The sequence below is a fragment of the Acidiferrobacter thiooxydans genome (assembly GCF_003333315.1).
Taxonomy (GTDB): Bacteria; Pseudomonadota; Gammaproteobacteria; order Acidiferrobacterales; family Acidiferrobacteraceae; genus Acidiferrobacter; species Acidiferrobacter thiooxydans.
Window position 1 is genome coordinate 668,512 of sequence record NZ_PSYR01000001.1, and the last position, 16,247, is coordinate 684,758.

At 64.1% G+C, this 16,247-nt stretch carries 15 protein-coding genes and 1 pseudogene; 11 read left to right on the forward strand and 5 right to left on the reverse strand.

Annotated features, from left to right (window positions below; genetic code table 11):
• The first annotated feature begins 210 nt into the window (after positions 1 to 210).
• Entirely contained in the window at positions 211 to 2,484 is a 2,274-nt protein-coding gene (locus C4900_RS03335; protein ID WP_170132393.1) for a TonB-dependent receptor, read from the forward strand.
• Between the two features lie 58 nt (positions 2,485 to 2,542).
• Here the strand turns inward: C4900_RS03335 and C4900_RS03340 are convergent, their stop codons facing one another.
• From C4900_RS03340 to C4900_RS03360, 5 genes are read right to left on the reverse strand one after another with little or no spacing between them, the layout of a single operon-like run.
• Complete coding sequence (locus C4900_RS03340; RefSeq protein ID WP_083995757.1) at positions 2,543 to 3,490, reverse strand: phosphorylase family protein; 948 nt, start codon at positions 3,488 to 3,490, stop codon at positions 2,543 to 2,545.
• A 59-nt stretch (positions 3,491 to 3,549) separates the two neighbouring features.
• Positions 3,550 to 5,115 carry a gamma-glutamyltransferase family protein gene (locus tag C4900_RS03345; RefSeq protein WP_065970016.1) on the reverse strand — a complete coding sequence of 522 codons (1,566 nt, stop codon included), beginning with the start codon at positions 5,113 to 5,115 and terminating at the stop codon, positions 3,550 to 3,552.
• Complete coding sequence (locus C4900_RS03350) at positions 5,109 to 6,368, reverse strand: amidohydrolase family protein (protein ID WP_114282313.1); 1,260 nt, start codon at positions 6,366 to 6,368, stop codon at positions 5,109 to 5,111. Before C4900_RS03350 ends, C4900_RS03345 begins: the two co-directional genes overlap by 7 nt.
• Positions 6,365 to 7,066, reverse strand: coding sequence for a biuret amidohydrolase (gene biuH, locus C4900_RS03355; RefSeq protein WP_065970023.1), 702 nt, complete (start codon positions 7,064 to 7,066; stop codon positions 6,365 to 6,367). The genes C4900_RS03350 and biuH overlap by 4 nt, the downstream gene beginning before the upstream one ends.
• Before the next feature lie 10 nt (positions 7,067 to 7,076).
• Positions 7,077 to 7,508 (reverse strand): cupin domain-containing protein, encoded by a 432-nt coding sequence (locus C4900_RS03360; protein ID WP_083995758.1) that lies wholly within the window; start codon positions 7,506 to 7,508, stop codon positions 7,077 to 7,079.
• Positions 7,509 to 7,855: 347 nt separating this feature from the next.
• Here C4900_RS03360 and C4900_RS03365 point away from each other — a divergent pair, with 347 nt between their 5' ends.
• From C4900_RS03365 to C4900_RS03410, 10 genes and pseudogenes are all read left to right on the forward strand, one after another.
• The gene (locus C4900_RS03365; protein ID WP_211306741.1) at positions 7,856 to 10,126 is read left to right on the forward strand and encodes a xanthine dehydrogenase family protein molybdopterin-binding subunit; all 2,271 of its coding nucleotides are present in this window, start codon (positions 7,856 to 7,858) and stop codon (positions 10,124 to 10,126) included.
• Complete coding sequence (locus C4900_RS03370; RefSeq protein WP_114282314.1) at positions 10,123 to 10,581, forward strand: (2Fe-2S)-binding protein; 459 nt, start codon at positions 10,123 to 10,125, stop codon at positions 10,579 to 10,581. The genes C4900_RS03365 and C4900_RS03370 overlap by 4 nt, the downstream gene beginning before the upstream one ends.
• A 2-nt stretch (positions 10,582 to 10,583) precedes the next feature.
• Positions 10,584 to 11,072: pseudogene (locus C4900_RS03375) on the forward strand (FAD binding domain-containing protein); the annotation flags it as partial.
• A 77-nt stretch (positions 11,073 to 11,149) separates the two neighbouring features.
• Positions 11,150 to 11,443: an FAD binding domain-containing protein gene (locus C4900_RS17120; protein WP_411675212.1), complete on the forward strand. Its 294-nt coding sequence runs from the start codon at positions 11,150 to 11,152 to the stop codon at positions 11,441 to 11,443.
• The gene (locus tag C4900_RS03385) at positions 11,430 to 12,002 is read left to right on the forward strand and encodes an ureidoglycolate lyase (protein ID WP_065970028.1); all 573 of its coding nucleotides are present in this window, start codon (positions 11,430 to 11,432) and stop codon (positions 12,000 to 12,002) included. Before C4900_RS17120 ends, C4900_RS03385 begins: the two co-directional genes overlap by 14 nt.
• The gene (locus tag C4900_RS03390) at positions 12,002 to 13,078 is read left to right on the forward strand and encodes a ring-opening amidohydrolase (protein ID WP_114282317.1); all 1,077 of its coding nucleotides are present in this window, start codon (positions 12,002 to 12,004) and stop codon (positions 13,076 to 13,078) included. Before C4900_RS03385 ends, C4900_RS03390 begins: the two co-directional genes overlap by 1 nt.
• Positions 13,068 to 13,994 carry an XdhC family protein gene (locus C4900_RS03395; protein ID WP_114282318.1) on the forward strand — a complete coding sequence of 309 codons (927 nt, stop codon included), beginning with the start codon at positions 13,068 to 13,070 and terminating at the stop codon, positions 13,992 to 13,994. The genes C4900_RS03390 and C4900_RS03395 overlap by 11 nt, the downstream gene beginning before the upstream one ends.
• Positions 13,994 to 14,581: a nucleotidyltransferase family protein gene (locus C4900_RS03400; RefSeq protein ID WP_114282319.1), complete on the forward strand. Its 588-nt coding sequence runs from the start codon at positions 13,994 to 13,996 to the stop codon at positions 14,579 to 14,581. Before C4900_RS03395 ends, C4900_RS03400 begins: the two co-directional genes overlap by 1 nt.
• Positions 14,569 to 15,264: a GntR family transcriptional regulator gene (locus tag C4900_RS03405; protein WP_065971790.1), complete on the forward strand. Its 696-nt coding sequence runs from the start codon at positions 14,569 to 14,571 to the stop codon at positions 15,262 to 15,264. Before C4900_RS03400 ends, C4900_RS03405 begins: the two co-directional genes overlap by 13 nt.
• 262 nt (positions 15,265 to 15,526) lie before the next feature.
• Positions 15,527 to 16,243, forward strand: a complete 717-nt coding sequence (locus C4900_RS03410; RefSeq protein ID WP_114282320.1) for a MotA/TolQ/ExbB proton channel family protein — start codon at positions 15,527 to 15,529, stop codon at positions 16,241 to 16,243.
• Positions 16,244 to 16,247 lie beyond the last annotated feature (4 nt).

Sequence of the window (16,247 nt, forward strand, 5' to 3'; positions counted from 1 at the left end):
GCCCAGCGCCGGCCGGACTCTTTCCGGTACGCCCTCATAAGGGGCAGGCATTGCCCAACTTGCGGGCATAGGGTCCCTGCAAGGCACGAAGATCTGCGGCGCGGTCCGATCATAATCGTGGACATCCGGAAACATGGCTTATTGGCATGGTTAGTGCTTGCGCTGATGTACACAACGTTGCGTTGTGCCAACGAAACATGGGGGGTAGAAATGCCGGCAACCACAATCTTCGCAGGACGCTCGCCTCGGGGTCTTTTCCGCACGGCACTCATGGGCGCCTTGGCCACTGCTTTTCCGGGACTTGCGGATGCGCAGGCGCAGCCGGCCGTGGTCGCAGATCACGGCAAGGTCGTGAAGATCACATCGGTCAGCAAGACCGGCAAGAAAGGCCTGGCGAAAGGCCAGGCGGCGGTGATGGGCGAGGCCCATGGGGCCCCGGTGGCGCGTCTTGGCGCAGAGGCCTTGCACCACAACGAGATGTCGCAGAACGCCCAGACGATCTTAAATCGTATGCCGGGGGTCAACGTGACAAGCACGAATCCCCTGGGGACGCGGCCGCATATCTCGGTACGCGGCTTCTCCGGGACCCAGCTTGGCTACACCTATGACGGGTTGCCCATAGGAGATCTGTTTAGCGGGGGGTTGACCGGCGGCAATTATAATTATGCATCCCTTTATAACCTCGTGCCGGTGACCCTCGGCGAGAGTTCGGGGATCAGTGTCATCTATGGTCCGGCGGAGCCGGCCGTGAATACCATAGGTGGTATCGGCGGGACCGTAGAGTATGCCCCGCGCCTGCCCACAAAGACCTTCTCGGCCTCGGTATTCGGGGGTATCGGGAGCTTCGATACCAGGAGCTACGGGGCGGAGGTGAATACCGGCGCCTCCCAGCATGGCGGCGCGCTTTATCTGCGCGCCGCGCACCATAGCACCGGCAATTATCTCCAGAACTCGCCGGATCGCGGCAATTCCTTCTATGGCGCCTATGTCCTGCCTTCGCGTGGCGGGCGCTCGCAGTTCAGTGCGATCCTGCTCTACAATAACAATTCGGGTTATATCCCGGCGCGTATGCCCGCCCCCTTGCTCGCGCTGTATGGACCGGATTACCAGTGGCCGCAAAGCTTTACGTATTCCTATGGCCAGGCCACGCACGAGATGGCGATCCTGGGCTACAAGACCGACATGAACCGCTATATCCTGCTGGATACCAAGGCCTTCTATGCCTATACACGTTCCGATCAGCTGACCTACCAAAACCCGGCGGTAACGCCGACCTATGACGGCAACATCACCTACTTTCCGTTCGGCAACGGCGCACCGTACGATCGCTATATTTATGTGACGCGGACCGCCGGGTTGAGCGAAGCGGTCAATCTCCTGTTTGGATCGGACAAGGTGACCTTCGGGGGCTTTGGCGCGGCCTCGATCTACCATTCGAGCCAGTTTTGGCTGGCGAGTCCCGGGGCCGCCAGCATACCCAGTCAGAATGACGCCTGGGATGAGCATGCCTACCGGATCTACGGCAAGATCTACGCCCAGGCGGAACTCCACTTCCTGGGGGCGCTCACCATCGTGCCGGGCGTAAAGGAGGAGTACGTCGACACCGCCATCAATGATATTCCCGGCAAGTACTATCCGGTCGGGGCGAGCAGCGGTAACGCGTATACCAAGCCGTCGCCGTACCTGGGCGCGTCGTTCAGGGTCACAAGGCACTTGAAGGTCTACGGCAACGCGGCGCAGGCCTACAAATTCCCCAACATCTCCGCGTATTACTCGGCGGACTCGTTCGCCACGTCGACGTCGCCGCCGCCCGGTATCACCGTCGTCCCCGAGAAGGTCACGAGTTACCAGCTCGGCGTCGCGTTTCATACCCGGCGCACGGCCCTGGGGGCCGCGCTCTACCGACAGAACTTCGTGCACACCTTCAGTTCGGTATATGACGTTACGAACGGCCTGACCTACGAGTACAATTACGGGGCATCGCGTTACACGGGCCTGAACCTGACCGGCTCCTACGAGCCCGGCTACGGGCTCAAGGTCTACGGGAGCTGGTCTGTGCAGAGCGCGCATTACACGTCCAATGCCACCAATTCCTTCGGCAGCTCCGTCAAGGCCGGCGATCCCAAGCAATATACACCGCATTATCTGGCGAACATCGGCATCGAGGATCGCGTCGCGCGCCTGACGAGCGCGTTGTGGGTCGATTTCGTGGGTTCGCAGGTGATCGGTACCCTGGCCGGTGGACCTACGAGCAGCTCGATGCCGGCCTATCATACTGTGAATGCCTCCTTCACCTACACCTTGCCGGTGCATGCCCCCGGCATCAAGTCGTTGCAGGCGGCACTCAATTTCACCAACATCCTAAACAGCCACGCCTACGTTTATGAAAAGCAATTCAGTTATCCGAACGGTCCGGGGAGCTATAACGAGGCCGAGCCCATGATGCCGCGATTTGTCGGCGTCGAGTTGAAGGCGACGTTCTAGGAGGTGCCGCGGGGCATGTCATGGGGGCCTCCGGTCGCGGCCGGAGGCCTTCGTTCCGTCAAGGTTTATGCAAGACGAGATGGGCGATGATACGCCGCGTCACGAGATAGGCGTTGCGGGCGGCCAGCGAGCCTGCATACTCGTCACCCTTGGCGATGATCGCCCCCACCGAGGTTGCGGGCGGCGGGACATCGATGTCGGATACCGCGCGCACCGATAAATAGTGATGCTGGAGACCGAAGGCCGCGAGCGCGGCGATGTCGCCGAGATCCTCCATGGCAGTGGTCGCGTAGTGCGCGGTTCCATGGGTATAGAGCGCGACGATGTGACGGGCGATGCGCTGGTTTTGTCGCCCGATCCAGAAATCGTCGCCCGAGACGTTGGCGCCCTCATAGACGCGGGGATGTTTGTGCAGACCCAGGGCGGCGTCGAGCGGCAGGACCGCGGCGCTGTCGGCAAGCGGCATCGCGCGGGTGGCGGCGTAGGCGGCCGACAGCAGCCCTGGCGCCACGCGATAGGCAAGCGTGTCCCAGGGGTTGTGGGCGTACGGGGGGCGTGGCGGTGCCCAGGCCATGTGTCGGGATCGCGTCAGATAATGATGGCCAAATCCCCATGAAACGATCCAGTTGGCGAGATAGACCGAGCCGAGCGCCGCGCGACTTTGCACGCCGCCTGCGATGCCGCTGCGTATGAAGAGCGTGGCACGACAGTCGAGTCGTGGGTCGCGTACGATGGCGGTAGTGCGCACGGCGGCATTGATCTCGCCTTCACCCGTGATGGCCACGCACACACGCCGGGTATTGCAGATCATGGGCCGGGGCAGTCCCGGGACCTGCACCGTGCGCGGATATCGTCCGCTGGCCTGCCAGACACGAAATTCCGGAGGGAAGGCGGTCAGGACGATGGCCCGCGGGCGGTAGGGGGGCACTGCGCAGGCCAGCTGCGGTGCGCCGAAGGCAGCGGCGAGGAGGGCGCATCGTAGCCTGTTTTTACCGGTGTTGCTCATGCCAGGAGACTCTCCGTGGTTTTGGGATCTTGAAAGCAATGGCGGCCTGCCCTTAGGGGTTACAGTCCCAGGCAGAGGCCTTCGCTTCGTGGGTCATGCGCGCCCAGCAGAAGACTGCCGCTTGCGTTTATGGTGATGGCGCCGGCCTGGCCGGTGCCCGGATTCAATGCCGACACGATCTCGATCGGATAGCCGAATTGCTGCAGATCGCGGATCGCGGCGATGTCGGCGTCCGACTCGATCTTAATGCCCTTGCGGCTATCAAGAAAGGTAGGGCCTACATGGATGCGCGGGCGCGCAAGCGCGGTAAGAGGATCCAGACCGAAGTCGACGAGCCGGGTCAGGATATGGGCGAGCGCCTGCGGTTGCCCATCGCCGCCCTGTGAGCCGTAGATGGCGCGGACCTTGCCGTTTTTGCAGTATAAGGCGGGACTCAGGGTATGGAGGGGACGTTTTCCGGGGGCCCAGGCGTTGGGATGATCGGCAATGGGCGAAAACGCCGCCCCGCGATTATGCCACAACACCCCCGTGTCCCCGACCACAACGCCGCTGCCAAAGTCGAAGAAGAGACTCTGGATGAGACTGACACAGCCCCCGGCCGGGTCGCGCACGCCGATCCAGACGGTATCGCCGGGCAGCGTCGCGTGTTCGGCATGCGCAGCGGCCGTCCCGGTGCTGGTGCCGGCAAGCGGCGCATCGCCCAGCATCGCGGACACGGGCACGGGTGTGAAGGCGGGGTCGGCCACGAAGCGGTTGCGGTCGGCGAGCGCCGCCTTTATGGCCTCGATGAGCAGGACATAAAAGCGTGTGTCGTCGCCGCGCGCCCGTGGGATCTCGAAACGGTTCAGGAGGTGCAGGATCTGCAGGGCCGTGACGCCTTGGGTGGGCGGTGGCAGATTGAAGGCCGCCCCGTCGCGATAGGAAACTGCAAGCGGCGTCACATAAGTGGCATACGTCGCCTCGAGGTCGGCGCCCGTCACCACGCTTCCGGCGGCGCGCAGGCCGGCGGCCAGGCGCTTGGCGAGCGGGCCTTCATAGAAGCTGCGCGGTCCCTGTTCGGCTATGTGCGTAAGTGTCGCCGCGAGAGCGCCTTGCGTCTGCCGGTAACCGGCCTCGCACGGTTGGTCGGGGCGCTCAAAGGTGTCCTTGAAGCCGGGTTGGGGGTCGAGCGCGTGACGATGGGTTTTGTACCAGAAGGCCTGGGATTGGCTCACCGTATAGCCTTCTTTGGCGCGGGCGATCGCGGGCCCCAGGAGGGCCGGCCAATCGAGGGTCCCCGCCCAGGACTCCCCGCTGAGGCGGTGCGCGAGCCGCCAGCTATCGACGGCGCCGGCGGTCGTGGATGCCGCCGCCGGGCCGCGCATGGCAGGCCCCACCATGGGCGGCCGGGCGGCCGCCGCCTGTCCTATGCCGAGGATACCGAGTGGCTCGCGTCCGTCGCGGGCGAGTAGCCAGCAGGCATCGCCACCGAGGCCGGTCATGTGCGGGTAGATGACGCACAACATGGCCACCGCCGCCAGCGCCGCCTCTATGGCATTGCCTCCGGCGCGTAAGATGGCAAGGCCGGCGCGCGTAGCGTCGGGGTGCGGGGTTGTGATCAGTGCGGTATGCGACTGCGCTAACATGGCAAGGTCGGCTCTAATGGTATGCGGCCGCTGCCCGTGGAAACCTGGTGCCCGGCGATCCACGTTCCAAGCGGGCGCTGCTCGAGTTCATCGGGCGAGCCCTCCAGGAGATCTTCGAACCAGGCCTGCGGCGACTGCGCGCGCGCCCCGCGCGGCATGAGCACGAAGTCTGCGCGCCGCCCCGGGTCCAGACTACCGGCCACGGCGCCGCGCCCCATCGCGCGCGCGCCGGCGAGGGTCGCACGAAACAGGGCCTCTTCGGGATCCACGCGGACCTCAGCCGCTTGGTGTTGGCGCCGGAATCTCTGCATGACATGGAGCATGCTGTGGCTCGGGCCCGCGCCCACGTCGGACGCGAGCGCGAACGGGACCTGATAGCGCCGCGCGCTGTCGAGATCAAAGCGGCCACTGTCCAAGGCCTCGTTGCTCGATGGGCAATGCGCGATCCAGCAGCCGCGTGCCTTGAGGCAGCGCCATTCGCGCGCACTCAAATGGAGGCAATGACCGAGCACGGTACGGGGACCAAGGAGGCCGGCCTCATCATAGACGTCGGTGTAGTCGAGGGCCTGTGGGAATAGCCGCGCGACCTCCCGTACCTCGGCTATCGATTCGGCAAGATGGGTTTGGACGGCAAGGCCTTGATGGCGCGCAAAGGCGCCCAGGGCGGCGAGATCGTCGGCTGGGCAATTTAAGGCAAAGCGTGGTGTGATTGCGTAATGCGTGCGACCCAGGGCCTCCGACAGAGAGGCGAGATCGGCCGGCGGTTTTACGCTTGCCGCGACGAGATCGGCGGGGGCGTTCGCCGTCATGACCACGTTTCCCGTGACCCAGTCGCCCCGCCGCGCGGCATGCGCGATACGTGCCGCCGTGGGGTGCGGGCTCGAATAACTCATGCCCATCACGGTGCCGGCCGCGAGACAATCGGCAAAAAACTCCGCCGCCCGTTGCTCGGCAAGCAGGCTATCGGCATAGCGCGCCTCTTCCGGCCAGATGTGGGCCGCAAGCCATGGCAGAAGGTCTTGGGCATAGCGCCCGCGAACCGCATGTTGCACCCAGTGGATGTGGACGTCGGCAAAGCCTGGCAGGATCACGCCATCGAGTTTCACCGGTTCCCAGGGGTAATTCTTGACCACGTCATCGAAGCGTCCCACGGCGCGGACCACGCCATCTAGGACAAGCAGGCCGGCGTCGTCCAGGAACTGCCATGACTGGACGTCGACAGGGTTCAAGAGCGCCGCCCGAAACAGGGTCATGAGGCGATGAGGCCGGCAAGTGCCGCGCGCAGGTTGGCCGAAGGCGCGGTGGCCCCGAATATCCCTCCCTGCATGCTGATCATGCTGATCGCCGCCTCGTAGTGACGCTTTTCCGTTGCGCCGGTACAGTCGGTCAGGAGCAGGCATTCGAAGCCCCGGTCATTGGCCTCGCGCATGGTGGTATGCACGCACACATCGGTCGTGATCCCGGTGAGAATGAGATGGGTCACGCCCATCGTCCGCAGGATGTGCTCGAGGTCGGTGGCATAGAAGCTGCCCTTGCCGGGCTTATCGATGATGATCTCCCCGGCCGCCGGACGCAATTCCGGGACGATCTCCCAACCTGGTTCGCCGCGCACCAGGATGCGTCCGCAGGGTCCGGGCTCGCCGATCCCGGGACACACCTTGCGGCTACGCCACCCCTTGTTCGCCGGCAGGTCCACGAGTTCCGGTCTATGTCCCTCGCGGGTATGGATGACACGCATCTCCGGGACCTTGCGCACGAGTTCCAAGGTCTCCCGGATCGGCGCGATGGCCGCACGCGTCAGGTTCAGGTCGTAGCCCATGGTGTCCACGTAGCCGCCCTCTCCGCAGAAATCGGTCTGCATGTCGATGATGAGAAAGGCGGTCTTGGCGGCATACGCCGTCTCGTCGAATGGCCAGCGATACGGTGCCGCTTCGACATGAAATCCCGTCATTACTATCCTCCTATTCGCTTTTGTCGTTGTCGATGAACGCCACGGGGGCTTGCCATTGGATCAATACTAAGCAGCCCTCGCGGCTGTACACGGAGTGGCGGCTTCCTGCCGGATTGAACACATAGGAGCCGGCCTGGTAGTCGCCGTGCTCGTCACTCTGGCTGCCCTGGATCACGAAGATGTGTTCGTCTCCGGTGTGGAGGTGCAGCGGTACGCGCGCGCCGGGGATATAAGAGAGCAGCGCGATGCGTAGGTATGTCCCCTGGAAGAGTTCGCGGATACGGATCCCGGGCCGCAGCACCTGCCACTGCGGGCCGTCCTGAGTCAGGTCCGACGGGGTCAGGACATAGCGCGTGACCGCGCTTGCCAAGCGCCCGCGCCCATCGTCCGGGTCGGATTCCTCGGTGTGAGATCGTGCCGGCGCATTCTCTTTTGATTTCATGAATCGGTCTCGGGCCTGGGATTTTTCAGTCTGCCGTTGACGGGACCGAAGCAGTAAACGTGCCAAGCCGGCCGACTTAAGACTGGCAAGGTTCTGTCACGCCGCCCGCGCCGTTCGTGGTGATGGCCTCACCGTTTTCGTGCATCCCCGGAACGCCCGTGCCCTAGCAAGGGGCGCCCTTGCGGCGCGCCGGGCGGATATCCGGGTCTACCGCTTGGCGAGGGAGTGGTGGCGCCACAGGCAGACTCGGGCGTTGTTATCAGGCGCAAATGCGTGCGTTGTGAACGATTCGAGGCGCGCGGCATGGACCGCGACCGGCATAAGCCCGAGTCGGCACGAAAAATGCTATGTACACATCGATGCATAACGATGACAGGTTCGGGACGACTCTCTTGAAGGACGCGCCTTTACGCAAAGACGGGGCTGAAAAGGTGCGCGGCACGGCGCGCTATGTGGCCGACATCAGCTATCCGGGCATGCTCCATGCCGCGACCTTGCGTACGCGCCTGCCTGGCGGCACAGTCGTCTCGATCCGCTTCGATGACCATGTGCCCTGGAACGAATATGTGGTGGTGACGGCCGCAGACATACCCGGGGTCAATGCCGTCAAGATGATTGAGACAGACCAGCCGGTGCTGGTGGAAACACAGTATCGCCACGCAGGTGAGCCGGTGGTGCTGGTCGCGCACCCCGAGCCGCGGGCCTTGGCGTGCGCCTTGGCGGCCATTCACATAGAAGAACGGCCGTGTGCCGAGCCGCCGGTCTTTACTATCGAGGAGGCCTTGCGCCTGGATACGCGGCGGATTGTCGCCGACAACGTCTACCGTGATTACCTCATGGAAAAGGGCTCGGTAATGGACGCTGAGAACGGACCCTGCCGTGTGTTTGAAGGGGAATACCACACCGGGGCGCAGGAGCATCTCTATATCGAACCGCAGGGCATGATAGCGCGCGTGGAAGACGGCGTTCTGACCGTCGAGGGGTCGCTGCAATGTCCGTACTACGTCCATGCGGCACTGGTGTACGCGACCGGCCTGCCGGAAGAACGCGTACGCGTCCTGCAATGCGCGACCGGCGGCGCGTTCGGGGGCAAGGAGGAGTATCCGTCGCATATCGCCTGCCATGCGGCGCTACTCACCCTGAAGGCCGGCGGCCGGCCGGTGGCGCTCATTTATGGGCGCGGCGAGGATATGGCGGTGACGCCCAAGCGCCATCCCTCGCGTTCGCGTGTGCGTCTCGGCGCAAGCCACGATGGTCGCCTGCGTTTCATCGACATCGACTTCGCGATCGATGGGGGCGCCTATCTCACCTTGAGCCCGGTAGTCTTGTCGCGCGGCGTCATCCATGCCGCCGGACCTTATCGTTGCGACAATATTCGCGTACGCGGCCGCGCGGTGGCGACCAGTCACCCGCCATTCGGCGCCTTCCGGGGGTTCGGGGCACCGCAGAGCATTTTCGCCCTGGAGGCCGCCCTCGACGGGCTGGCGCGTGTTCTCGGGATGGCGCCGGATGTGCTGCGCCGGCGCAACGTCCTCGCCCCCGGGGATATCTCGCCGGCCGGACAGGGCATCGAGGGACCGGTCGATATGCAGCGGGTCATCGATCAGGCCCTGGAGGTCTGCGGCTATCGCACCAAGGTCGAGGCCTACCGCCGCTGGAATACGCAGCAGGGCGCCACCCGCAAGGGCATAGGACTCGCCACCTTCTACCATGGCGCGGGATTTACCGGCAACGGTGAGCTTGCATTGCGCTCACGGGCCGGCCTACGCGTGGGCCCCAAAGGCCTCGTGGAGATCCTGACATCGACCACCGAGATGGGGCAAGGCATGCAGACGACGCTCTCCCGGATCGTCGCCGAGGCCCTGCGCATCCCTTATGAAGGGGTCGTGGTGGCAAGGCCCGATACCCGTGACGTGCCCAATTCAGGCCCGACGGTGGCGTCACGGACGTGCATGGTGGTGGGGGCGATCCTCACGCAGGCCGCGCACGATCTCATGGCCCGATTGCGCGCCCATGCCATGCTGCCGTCCGCCTACGATTACGACGAATTCCGCGCTGCCTGCGCACGCCTCCATGCCGCCGAGGGTGTCACGACCGTCATTGCCGACTACCGGCATCCGCCAGGCAGTAAGTGGGACGAGTCGACCTTTCAGGGGAGTCCTTATGCGAGCTTTGCGTGGGCCTGCTACGTGGCCGAGGTCGAGGTCGACGTTGCCACCGGGGAGGTGTGCATTCTCGACTTCACGGCAGTTCAGGAGGTGGGGCGGGTCGTCCATCCAACGGTGGCGGCCGGCCAGATCGCAGGCGGCGTGGTACAGGGCATAGGCTACGCCTTGTTCGAGGACGTACAGTTCGGGGCGGATGGGCAGATGGCCAATAATCGTGTCACGAACTACATCATCCCGACCAGCGCCGACATTCCACCGATACGAGTATTGTTCCAGGAATCCCGGCACGGCGCAGGTCCTGGTGGTGCCGCCGGAATAGGCGAGTTGCCGATGGACGGACCCGCGCCGGCGATCATAAACGCCATAAATGCCGCGCTTGGCACCGACATTCGGCATGTGCCGGCGATGCCGGAGCATATCCTGGCGGCCATGGATCGGAGGTGTTCATGACAGTTCCATGTCGGTTTCTCGTAAATGGATCGACGGCCCACGGAAGTTTTCCACCGATGCGCCGTCTGCTCGATGTATTGCGCGACGAGTGCGGCTTGACCGCGACCAAGGAGGGTTGCGGGGAGGGCGAGTGCGGATCGTGCTCGGTGCTGCTCGATGGTGTGCTGGTGAATAGCTGCCTTGTGCCGGTGGCCGAGGTCAACGGTCGCGAGGTGACGACGCTCGAGGGCCTGCCTGCAGACGACCCCCTGTTCGCGGCATTCGCGGCCACGGGGGGGACGCAGTGTGGCATCTGTACCCCGGGCATGATCATGGCCGCGCGCGCCTTATTGAACGATCACCCGTGTCCCGATCTTGCAAAGATCCGCGAGGCGCTGGCGGGCAACCTGTGCCGATGCACGGGCTACGGAGGGATCTACGCCGCCATCCGCGCGGCCTCGGGGCAGGGCGAGTGAGCATGTCCTGGTATGCCCCACACCACCTGGATGAGGCCTTGGCGTTGCTGGCCAGGCGTCCCCATATGAGGTTGGTCGCCGGTGGGACCGACATCATGGTCGGCTGCGAGGCGCACGCCGAGGGTAGTGAATATCTGAGCCTCTCCGGCGTGGGCGGCCTGCGGGGCATCCGCGAGACGCCTGCGGGCGTGACGATCGGTGCGCTCACAACCATGACCGAGATCGGGCAGCACCCCGCCGTTTGCCGGGATCTGCCGGCCCTGGCCGCCTCGGCGCGGGCGACCGGGGCGGTCGCGATACAAAACCGTGCAACCCTGGGCGGCAACATCATGAACGCCTCGCCGGCGGCCGATAACGCCCCGGCCTTGCTGGCCTACGGGGCATCGGTGGTGCTCATGTCGGCCGGAGGCTCGCGGCACGTCCCTTACGAGCGATTCCACGAAGGATACAAGGCCACGGCACGGCGCCCGGGGGAGATCCTGGGGGAGATCTTTGTGCCGTTCCCCCGCCACAGGCTCGTCATTATTTTCGCAAGGTTGGAACGAGGCGCGCCCAGGCCATCAGCAAGGTGGGTCTCGCGGCCTTGTTGGCCGGCGCCCCCGGCGCCTGGCAGTGCGTGCGTTTCGGTTTCGCGAGTGTGGCCGCGACCCCGATCCTTGCGCGCGCGCTCGCTGCGGCCATCACGGGTGCGGCTTGCGGCCTGCCCGACGATGAGAGTCTGGCCGAGGCGCTAGGACGTGATCTGGCCGCCCGCGATGATACCCGCTCGACCGCCGAGTACCGTCGGCGCGTCGCCATGAACCTGGTGCGCGAGGCCCTCGCGCCGTGGAGACATCAAGGAGGTTTCAATGCCAGCGACTAAGGAGAGGGCAGTATTCGATGTGCCGCTCATGGATGCCACCGCCGACAACATCAAGGACTACGGCGTCTTGATAGGTGCCGAGGTCCACAGACCAGGCCTTGCGATCCCGTTCTATGCAAGTGTCGAGGAGGGACAGAATCTGGAGTTCGTCTACCACGGGCGCGCGGTCGTGCGCACCGCGCGTATCAGCAAGCGGTCCTCGGAGCTCATATGGTTCGAACGGCATCTGCGCATGACCCAACTTTTCATAGGACTCGGCGATCAGCCGTTTGTCATGGTCCTGGCCAAGCCCAATCATGAGGCCGGCCGGCGTGTACCGGACTTCGCGGACATGGTGGCATTCCGGTTGCCTGCCGGACACGGGGTCATGATCCACAAGGGGACCTGGCATGACTTCCCGATGGCGATCGACAAGCCGGTAACGGTATTTACCGCCAATTCCGAAGAGGTGGTGAACGCCTTGTGCGCGGTGTCGGGTCCCCAGGAGATCGACGACGGGGATGTGTTCAAGATCGATATCGCCGCCCATACCGGGTGCATTCCCAGGGTTCCGTTCTGATGCGGGCCGATGTCCATTCCTTTGCCGCGGCGGCCCCGGACGATGTCGAAGGGTTGGCGCGCGCCTTGCGGGACCGGCGTATCGCCGCCGCCGATATCGTGGCTGTCATCGGCAAGACCGAGGGCAACGGCGCGGGCAACGATTTCACGCGGGCCATGGCGACACAGGCCTTCACGCGGCTATTGGCCGAATATCTGGCGATCCCGGAACGAGACGTCGAGCGCCGCGTCATGCTGTCGTTCTCGGGGGGCTCCGAAGGCGTCATAACGCCCCATTACCTAGTGTGCACGAAAACCGGGGTCGTGGCGCCAGGTGAACCCGCGACGCGCAAATGTCTGGCCCTCGCGGCGAGCCGCACGCGACCGCTCGATCCCGAAGAGGCGGGGACCATGGTCATGGTGCGTGAGACCGAGGCGGCTATGCGCCGGGCGATGTCCGAGCTGCGCGTGCCCCCGGACGATGTGCATCTCGTGCATGTCAAGGCGGCGCTGCCGGCGGTAGCGCCCGGCGTCATACACCCGCCGCGCTGCACCATGGTCCATGCGCGCGCCGCTTCGGCTCTGGGGGTGGCGGCCGCGCTCGGCGAGGTCGACGGTGACGCGCTTACCGATGACGCCATAGCGACGCGTCTCGAACTCTACTCGCAGGTAGCCAATGTCTCGGCCAAGCCCGGCGTTTGCGCAAGCGAGATTTTGGTGTTCGCGAACTCCCCTTACTGGGATAGCCCGTGCCGCATCCATCACGCCGTAATGCGCGACATTATCGACATAGAGCCGGTACGCGCGCTGTTGGCCACCGCCGGCCTGTCTACGTGCGGGCAGCTCGCGCCCGACCAGGCGCGGCGTATCCGTGCCATATTCGCCAAATCCGATGCCGATCCCAGCCATAGTATCCGTGGTCGCCGCCATACCATGTGGACCGACGAGGATTTCAGCGACATGCGCTATTCGCGGTGCGTGGTGGGCGCCGTACTCGCGGCCCTGACGGGGACCACGGCAGTTTATGTCTCCACGCGCGCCGAACACATGGGACCGCCAGGAGGGGGGCCTGTGGCGGTGATCGTCGATGAAACCTGAGGGGCCATTGGTCGAGGTGGTGGTGACGCAGGTGGCGGGGTCGGCGCCGACCGCAGTTGGGGATTCCTTGTATCTCGGTGCCTCCGGTTGGCGAGGCTCGGTAGGGGGCGGCGCCATCGAAGAGGCCCTTAAGACGCGGGCCGTTACGTGCCGCGAACAGGGCATCGGGGCGGTCGTGGAATTTTCACTCAATAGTGAGCACGACCAATGCTGCGGAGGGCGTGTAGCGGCGATCATCTGTCCCATCCCGCCGGTGGCGGAACCTTGGCTTCAGCAGGATCTACCCCGTCTCTATGGCTGGGATCACCGGGAACGGCCGCGGCTTATGGGGGCTTGGTGGCAGGGCCGCTGGCATCCGGCTGCGGCCGATCATATCCCGGATCCGGCCGTGCCGGAATGGCCTGCCGGTCTTCGTGTCGCGCAGAGTGGGACATATTTTTGGAAGCGCGCGGCAATCAGACATCCGTTATGGCTCTTTGGCGCCGGCCATGTCAGTGCTGCGATCGCGGCATTTGCCTGCCGCCTCGGATATGACGTTTCGGTGTTCGATACGCGCCTGGAGTGGAACAATGCGGAGCGCTTCCCGCCGGGGGCCACTCGTCATATCGCCGCCATGCCGCCTGCCGAAGACACAAGCCCCCCACCATCGGCGCTCGTCATGACCCATAGCCATGGTCTCGATTTTGCTATCACCACGGCGCTCCTGGCGCGCCCCATCGATTACCTGGGCGTGATCGGCAGCCGGACGAAGGCCGCGCTGTTCCGAAAACGCCTCCGCGACCACGGCTATGGTGACAAAGAGCTTGCCAAGCTGCATATGCCGATGGGGTTCCCCGGTCTCGGGAAGAAACCATACGAGGTGGCGGTGGCGGTTCTTGCCGAACTTCTGCAAAGGCGCCAGGGAGGGATGTCGTGATGGCCGTGGTATTGGCCGGCGGCCGCTCATTCCGGGCCCATGCCCCCAAGGGCTGCCGGCCTATCGAGGGCCGCCCCTGGCTTTACCGCCAATGTCGCCGATTGCGCTCGCGAGGTTTCGCGCAGGTGCGCGTCGTGCTCGGGTTCTCGGCTATGAACACCGCGCGTTGCGTGCCGCCAGGGGTCCGCAGGATCTGGAACAGGGACCGGGCGGGCGGGCCGTTCGCAAGTCTGCGCGCGGGCGTGCGCGGCGCACATGGCGCCGTGCTCGTGGTTTTGGTGGATGCTTGGCCCCCTTCGTCGGCCACGATCTATCGGCTTCGCCAGGGACTGCGCGGGGCGTCTGCCGCCACCCCCACCTGGCGTGGGCGGGGCGGGCATCCGGCCTTGCTTTCACGGGATCTCGCGAGTGCCATCGCCGGGCACGCGAATCCGGCTGAAGGGCGCCTTGATCGCGTGCTCGCGTCGAGTGGCGCACGCCGCGTTGCCGTACAGGATCGCTCGATACGGCGCAACATGAATCGGCGCAGGGATTGGGCGTTCTACCTGCGATATCGCAAGCTAAGGAGGCCGCTATGGACGGGGTAGCGTCGCGCGTCAGTGCATCGGCTATTTATGAAAGCCTAAAGGAGATGATCTTGAGTTTCGAGATTTATCCCGGGAGCCGTATTACCGAGTCCGACCTCGCGGCGTTTTTTGGGGTGAGCCGCACGCCCGTGCGCGAGGCCCTGCAACGCCTGGCCCAGGAAGGACAGGTCAGTATCCGCACCAAGCAGGGGTGCTTCGTGCGCCAGATCAGCATATCCGAGCTTGCGCAGTTTTACCGGGTACGCACCGCGATCGAATGCCTGTCTTTGGAGATTGCCGCGAGATCCATGGCCAAAGAGGCGCTGTGGGCGCTTGCGCGGGAGTGGGATCCCGCACACTGCTCGGGGGCTGCCACCGACCTGAGCCTTATGGTGCAAAAGGAGGAGTCGTTCCACATGACGCTTGCGCGGGGCGGCGGGAATCAGGCGCTGGCGACCTATCTGAACGACATCAATGAGCGTATTCGGGTCATAAGGCGCCTTGATTTCACGGCTGGATTCCGTATCGAACGGACCTACGAAGAGCATCATAGGATCGTGTGTCTGCTGCTGGAGGGGGACTTGGCGGCCGCCAAGACGCTCATGACAGACCACATCCTGCAAAGCGAGAAATTCGCGCGTAGCGTGACATTGGAACAGCTGGCCAGGACCGAGAACGGTGCGGCTCGGTCCGCCATGCGCTAAGGCGTGCGTGGGCATTAATGGTGCGATCCTGAGGGCCATTCCCCATAGGCGGGCTTTGTGCTGGTTTGCGAGGTGGCAGCGTCCCGGAATGGGCGCGGAGATTCGCGGTTTGGCCGCCACAGTCCGGCAGCATCGTATGGCACGAAACATGCTGTAGGTGTATGCAAGGATGCATTCAAGTCCGGCGGCGTGAGGCGTTACCGCGTCGACCTGGGGAATGCATGGCATGGTTCGTTCAGAAGTCCACGCGAAGGAGACGAATATGGTAGTCCTGCAATATATCGTTCATTTGGCTAATTATTCAGATGGCGTGCTGTATGTTTTGGCGCTTGTCATGATGTTGGAGATCGCGGTCATCATAGATCGGCTATGGTTCCTGCGGCGCGGCCTTAGAAAGGGCAAGGAGGTGATTCAGGACATATCCCGACGAGGCAAGATGCAGCGCGATGACCTGAAAGAGATCGTCGAGCGCTGCGCGGGGCTTCCGGAGGCGCGCCTCGTGGAGGTGGCACAGCGCTACTTTGGCCTCATCCATCACTATGGGAGCGCACGCGGCGAGGCCTTTGCCAATCGGCTCGATGAGACCATATTTCTCATTACGCCCACTCTCGACAAGAGGTTGTGGCTTCTCGACACGATCGTGACGCTGGCACCGCTTCTCGGGCTGTTCGGAACCATAATAGGGATGTTTCATGCCTTTTCGATACTGGCATTGCCTGGCCATGCGCCAACCTCGGTAACGGCCGGTGTGGCTGATGCCCTGATTGCGACGGCCACCGGACTTTTCATCGCCATGGTAGGGCTTATAAGCTTCAATGCCTTCAATAATGCCATAGAGAAGATCGTATATCAGCTTGAGTCCTTGAAGATCCTGTTGCTCAATCGCATGGATGGTGCGCCGGTCTGGCCGGAAACCGGATCGGTCACGCCGGCGCCAGCGCAAGAAGGGCGGTCGTCCGCCGGCCGCGTGATGATCTGACGGG

Coding starts and splice junctions, on each gene's coding strand:
- biuH (WP_065970023.1), bottom strand. CDS start 7,066: ATGACGGGATTTCATGTCGAAGCGGCACCGTATCGCTGGCCATTCGAC.
- C4900_RS03385 (WP_065970028.1), top strand. CDS start 11,430: ATGCCAGCGACTAAGGAGAGGGCAGTATTCGATGTGCCGCTCATGGAT.
- C4900_RS03395 (WP_114282318.1), top strand. CDS start 13,068: ATGAAACCTGAGGGGCCATTGGTCGAGGTGGTGGTGACGCAGGTGGCG.
- C4900_RS03370 (WP_114282314.1), top strand. CDS start 10,123: ATGACAGTTCCATGTCGGTTTCTCGTAAATGGATCGACGGCCCACGGA.
- C4900_RS03340 (WP_083995757.1), bottom strand. CDS start 3,490: ATGAGCAACACCGGTAAAAACAGGCTACGATGCGCCCTCCTCGCCGCT.
- C4900_RS03405 (WP_065971790.1), top strand. CDS start 14,569: ATGGACGGGGTAGCGTCGCGCGTCAGTGCATCGGCTATTTATGAAAGC.
- C4900_RS03390 (WP_114282317.1), top strand. CDS start 12,002: ATGCGGGCCGATGTCCATTCCTTTGCCGCGGCGGCCCCGGACGATGTC.
- C4900_RS03365 (WP_211306741.1), top strand. CDS start 7,856: ATGTACACATCGATGCATAACGATGACAGGTTCGGGACGACTCTCTTG.
- C4900_RS03345 (WP_065970016.1), bottom strand. CDS start 5,115: ATGTTAGCGCAGTCGCATACCGCACTGATCACAACCCCGCACCCCGAC.
- C4900_RS03410 (WP_114282320.1), top strand. CDS start 15,527: ATGGTAGTCCTGCAATATATCGTTCATTTGGCTAATTATTCAGATGGC.
- C4900_RS03350 (WP_114282313.1), bottom strand. CDS start 6,368: ATGACCCTGTTTCGGGCGGCGCTCTTGAACCCTGTCGACGTCCAGTCA.
- C4900_RS03360 (WP_083995758.1), bottom strand. CDS start 7,508: ATGAAATCAAAAGAGAATGCGCCGGCACGATCTCACACCGAGGAATCC.
- C4900_RS03335 (WP_170132393.1), top strand. CDS start 211: ATGCCGGCAACCACAATCTTCGCAGGACGCTCGCCTCGGGGTCTTTTC.
- C4900_RS03400 (WP_114282319.1), top strand. CDS start 13,994: ATGGCCGTGGTATTGGCCGGCGGCCGCTCATTCCGGGCCCATGCCCCC.